Genomic DNA, 4,739 nt, shown 5'->3' with positions numbered 1-4,739 from the left:
TCGCGGCCACGGCCACGGCCACGGTCGGATAACGAAACATTTCTTGTTTTGCAGGAAACCTTGACGCTGATTTTCGCCGTGATTACCTTCATCCCCGAGTGACAACGGGGTCCGCTCGCGCGCACCCCAGCCTCGAATCACGCCAGGTCCCCCGGCCGGGCGCTCACCCGGGCACGACGACGTGCCCGCGACCAACGAGGAAGAACATGCGATTCCCATTCCGATCGAAGAGCGTTCTCCGATCGCTCGCCGTCCTCGCTGCGGCAGGCCTCGCCGTGACGGGCCTGGCGGCATGCAGCGGCGGCGGCGCGAGCCAGGGCTCGGCCGGCTCCGCCACCAAAGGCACCATCAACTGGTGGGGCTGGACCCCGACCAACACCGACGAGGCGAAGGGCTTCATCGCCGCGTTCAACAAGCAGTACCCAGACATCAAGGTCAACTTCAAACTGGTCGGCATCTCCGACTACCAGGCCGCGATGCGCCCCGCCCTCGCCTCCAACAACGGCCCGGACGTCTACGACCTGCAGCCCGGCGCGTACGTGCAGCAGTTCGGCAGCTACGCCGAGGACCTGACCCCCGTCGCCAAGAAGGCCCTCGGCAGCGACTGGAAGTCGAAGATCGCGAAGATCGCCGTCGACGGCCTCAGCTCGAAGGGCAAGCTCACCGCCCTGCCCATCGGCTCGACCTTCGCCGGCTCGCTCTGGTACAACGCCGATCTGTTCAAGAAGTTCGACCTGCAGCCGCCGAAGACGCTCGACGAGTGGAAGCAGGTCTGCGCGACGTTCAAGGCGAACAACGTCGGATGCTTCGCCCAGGGCGCCTCTCAGGAGGGTTTCGACCAGGACACCCTGCAGGCGATCGCGAACTCGGTCGACCCGGGCTTCTGGACCAAGGCCTCCAAGGGCGACGAGAAGTGGGACTCCCCGCAGATCGTCAAGACCCTGAGCATCTGGAAGGAGCTGTTCACGAGCGGCATCATGCAGGAGGGCGCTCTCGGCGCCCAGCAGTACCCCGACGTGAACAACGCCTTCCTGACCGGGAAGTACGCGATGGTCATGATGGGCAGCTGGTACACCCAGTACGCGACAGAGGCCGCCATGACCCAGGCCATCTCGGCGGCCGGCGTCGCGGGCGCCAAGCCGTTCCCGATCCTGCCCATGCAGTTCCCCGACGTGGCAGGCAAGGGCAACACGAGCGAGATGTTCGGCGACGCAGACTACGGTCTCGCGGTGGCCAGCAAGTCGAAGAACCGGGCGGCCGCCGAAACCTTCGTCACGTGGATGGCGACCAGCAAGGAAGGCCAGCAGCAGATCGCCGACCGACTCGACACGACGCCCGTGCTCGCCGGCGTCGCCCCGAACTTCGACAAGATCGCGTTCGTCGACCCGAGCATCCAGTCGGGCCCCGTGAACGACTATCTCAAGGGCACGGCGAGCGTCGACGAGCCGCGCTTCGCGCTCCTCAACGCCGACATCGAGAACGCCTTCCTTGCGGCGGCGCAGTCCGTTGCGAGCGGCAGTGCGACTCCGCAGAAGGCGGCGGCGACGCTGCAGCAGGCCGCGGACGCAGCGAAGGCAGCGAACGGATGACGGTCGCCTCACAGCGCCTGACCGCGAGCGGGGTCGGCTCATCGAGCCGGCCCCGCCGCCGCCTCACCGCCCCCGGCCTGCCCTGGATCCTGCCGGCCCTGGTGCTCTCGGTCGGGCTGATCTACTACTGCATCGCCTACACCGGCTACATCTCGACCCTCAACTGGGACGGCGCGAGCCCCGACAAGATCTCGGTGGGCGCGCAGAACTACCTGAACATCGCCCGCGACCCGATCTTCTGGCGCGCGATCTGGCACACGGTCGCGTTCTTCGTCGTCACCTTCGTCGTGCAGACCGTGCTCGGCGTCGTCTTCGCCGTGATCATGCACTCGCGCATCCGGCTCGCGGTGCTCTACAAGGTCGTCGTGTTCGTGCCCGTCGTGCTCGCCCCGGCGATCATGGCGCCGGTCTTCCGGCAGATCTTCGCGGCCGACGGGCAGCTCAACTGGCTGCTCGCGCACGTGGGGCTGGGATTCCTGGCCCAGCCCTGGATCGGTCAGGAATCCACCGCGCTGCCGGTCATCATGGTCATCACGATCTGGCAGTGGACCGGCCTCACCTTCGTCCTCTACTACGCCGCGATGAGCCAGATCGACCAGTCGCTGCTCGAGGCGGCGCGCATCGACGGCGCCGGCAATCTGCGCACCCTGGTCAGCATCATCTGGCCGAGCCTGCGCGGCACGACGGTCGCCCTCGCGATCCTGGGCGCGATCGGCGCGCTCAAGACCTTCGATGTGCCGTGGCTCGTCACGATCGCGGGCCCGAACAACGCGACCCAGTTCCTCGGCACGTACATCTACCAGATGACCATTCAGCTGGCCCACGTCGGCTACGGCGCCGCGCTCTCGATCGTGCTGCTCGTGATCGCCCTCGCGATGGCGATCGTGCTGCAGCTCGTCGGCCGCGAAGACGGCGGCGGGCGGGCCGGCCGCGCTGCACGGCGCCGCGCGAGGGAGGGCCGCTGATGTTCGAGGTGCGCAGGTGGTGGAGCAAGGGCATCCTGCAGCTGGTCGCCACGCTGCTCGTGATGCCGTATCTGCTTCCCCTCGTCGCCATGGTGCAGGGCTCCTTCCAAGGCGACGGCTGGGGCAACTACCGCGACGTGCTGCAGGTGCCCGGCTTCTTCCGCTTCTTCGTGAACAGCGCGGTCATCGCCGCGGGCGTCATCGTGATCGTCTACGTCGTCACGATGCTCGCGTCCTACGGATTCGCCAAGCTGCACATCCGCGCCCGCGAGGTCTACTTCTGGCTGCTGCTCGCCTGCCTCACGCTGCCCGAGGTCGTGCTGCTCACCCCGCTGTTCACGACGACGCAGACGGTGGGGCTGTTCAACACCTACTGGGCCGTCATCCTGCCGCTCGCGGCGCTGCAGGTGCCGTTCGCCGTGCTGCTCACCCGCAACTTCATCAACGGCCTGCCCGACGAGATGTTCGAGGCGGCCCGGGTCGACGGGGCGAACTCGGTGCGCGGGTTCCTGTACCTCGTGATCCCACTGACCCGGCCCATCGCGGCGGCGGTGCTCATCTTCACGCTCATCGGCGCGTGGAACGACTACCTCATGCCGCTCGTCTTCCTGCAGTCGCAGGACATGCAGACCATCACCCTCGTCCCGCAGTTCTTCGTCGGCGAGTTCAGCAACGACCAGACCAAGATCTTGGCCTCGGCCGTGCTGACCGCGATCCCCGAGGTCGTCGCCTACCTGTGCCTGCAGGGCCTGTTCGAGCGCGGCCTCTCGGCCGGCGCCATCAAATGAGTCGCTGAAGAGCGCACCCCAAGGAGAACGAATGCCACTCATCCAAGTCGACCTCGACGCCGAGCTGTACGCCCGCAGCGGCGATGCCATCGGCGACGCCGTGCACCAGGCGCAGATCGACGCGCTCGGCATCCCCGCCGACGACCGCTTCCAGGTGTTCCGGCCGCACGCGGCGGGCGAGCTCAAGTTCGACCCCGGCTACAACGGGGTCGACCGGCAGAAGCTCCTGCTCATCCAGGTCACGGCGGTGCACATGTACCCCGTCGCGGTGAAGCGCCGCTTCTTCGAGGCGGTGGTCGAGCGGCTCGCACCCCTCGGCGTGCGCCGCGAGGATGTGCTGATCTCGCTCGTCGAGAACGGCTTCGAGGACTGGTACGCGGGCAAGTGACGGACGGGACATACGGGATGCACGACCACGACAGCGCCGCGCTCGCGGTGCTCTTCATCGGCGGCACGGGAACCATCAGCGCGTCGTGCGTGCGGCTGGCCGTGGCGCACGGCTTCGCCGTGACGGTGCTGAACCGCGGCGCCAACGGGACCGGGCGCGAACTGCCGCCCGAGGTCGAATGGCTGACGGGCGATGTGACGGATGACGCATCCGTTCTCGCCGCGATCGGCGATCGCTCCTTCGACTCCGTCGTGAACTTCCTCTCCTACGACGAAGACGACGTCGCGCGCATGGTCGCGCTGTGGAGCGGCCGCACCCGGCAGTACGTGCACATCAGCTCGGGGTCGATCTACGCGAAGCCCGTGCTCAGCACGCCGATCACGGAGTCCACCCCGACGGCGCCCAACCCGCCGCTGCCGTATGCCACCGCGAAGTGGCGCGCCGAGCAGGCGCTCGCGCGGGCGCATCGCGAGCAGGGGTTCCCCGTCACCGTCGTGCGCCCCTCGCACACCTATGACGACGCGAACCCCCCGCTGCCCGGCGGCTGGGCGGTCGTCGACCGCATCGCCCGAGGCGACGAGGTGCCGGTGCATGGCGACGGCACCTCGCTGTGGACGCTGACGCACGCCGAGGACTTCGCCCAGGGCCTCGTCGGGCTGCTCGGCAGCGACCGCGCGATCGGCGAGGTGTTCCACATCACGGGCGACGACGTGCTCACCTGGGACCAGATCCACACGCTGTTCGCGCGCGCGCTCGGGGTCGAGCCGCGCCTCGTGCACGTGCCGAGCGAGTTCTACCCCGTGGTCGCCCCCGAGTGGTTCTGGTCGGGCGAGTTCGTCGGCGATCTGGGCCACTCGGCCGTCTTCGACAACGCCAAGATCCGCCGCTTCGTGCCCGGCTTCGCGCCCAAGCTCACGTTCGAGCGCGCCGTGCGACGAATGCTGGACTGGCGCGCCGCCCACCCCGAGCTCGCGGTCGGCGACGCCGCGACGGAGGAGGTCCTGGGCCG

At 68.2% G+C, this 4,739-nt stretch carries 5 protein-coding genes; all 5 read left to right on the top strand.

All coding sequences use genetic code 11. From position 1 onward, the window contains the following. Positions 1 to 206 precede the first annotated feature (206 nt). Positions 207 to 1,589 (top strand): ABC transporter substrate-binding protein, encoded by a 1,383-nt coding sequence (locus ACM2XV_RS12430; protein ID WP_487027146.1) that lies wholly within the window; start codon positions 207 to 209, stop codon positions 1,587 to 1,589. Continuing rightward, positions 1,586 to 2,554, top strand: coding sequence for a carbohydrate ABC transporter permease (locus ACM2XV_RS12425; RefSeq protein WP_487027145.1), 969 nt, complete (start codon positions 1,586 to 1,588; stop codon positions 2,552 to 2,554). The genes ACM2XV_RS12430 and ACM2XV_RS12425 overlap by 4 nt, the downstream gene beginning before the upstream one ends. Continuing rightward, positions 2,554 to 3,342, top strand: a complete 789-nt coding sequence (locus ACM2XV_RS12420) for a carbohydrate ABC transporter permease (protein ID WP_487027144.1) — start codon at positions 2,554 to 2,556, stop codon at positions 3,340 to 3,342. Before ACM2XV_RS12425 ends, ACM2XV_RS12420 begins: the two co-directional genes overlap by 1 nt. A gap of 31 nt (positions 3,343 to 3,373) precedes the next feature. Continuing rightward, positions 3,374 to 3,730, top strand: a complete 357-nt coding sequence (locus ACM2XV_RS12415; protein ID WP_344778479.1) for a tautomerase family protein — start codon at positions 3,374 to 3,376, stop codon at positions 3,728 to 3,730. Then, positions 3,727 to 4,739: NAD-dependent epimerase/dehydratase family protein (locus ACM2XV_RS12410; RefSeq protein WP_487027143.1), on the top strand; the 1,013-nt coding region annotated here is incomplete at its 3' end. The genes ACM2XV_RS12415 and ACM2XV_RS12410, both read left to right, overlap by 4 nt.

This window comes from Gryllotalpicola sp. CP2-P1 (assembly GCF_057512245.1).
The sequence above is the reverse complement of the archived record's forward strand: the minus strand, read 5'-3'. Positions and strand labels throughout refer to the sequence as shown.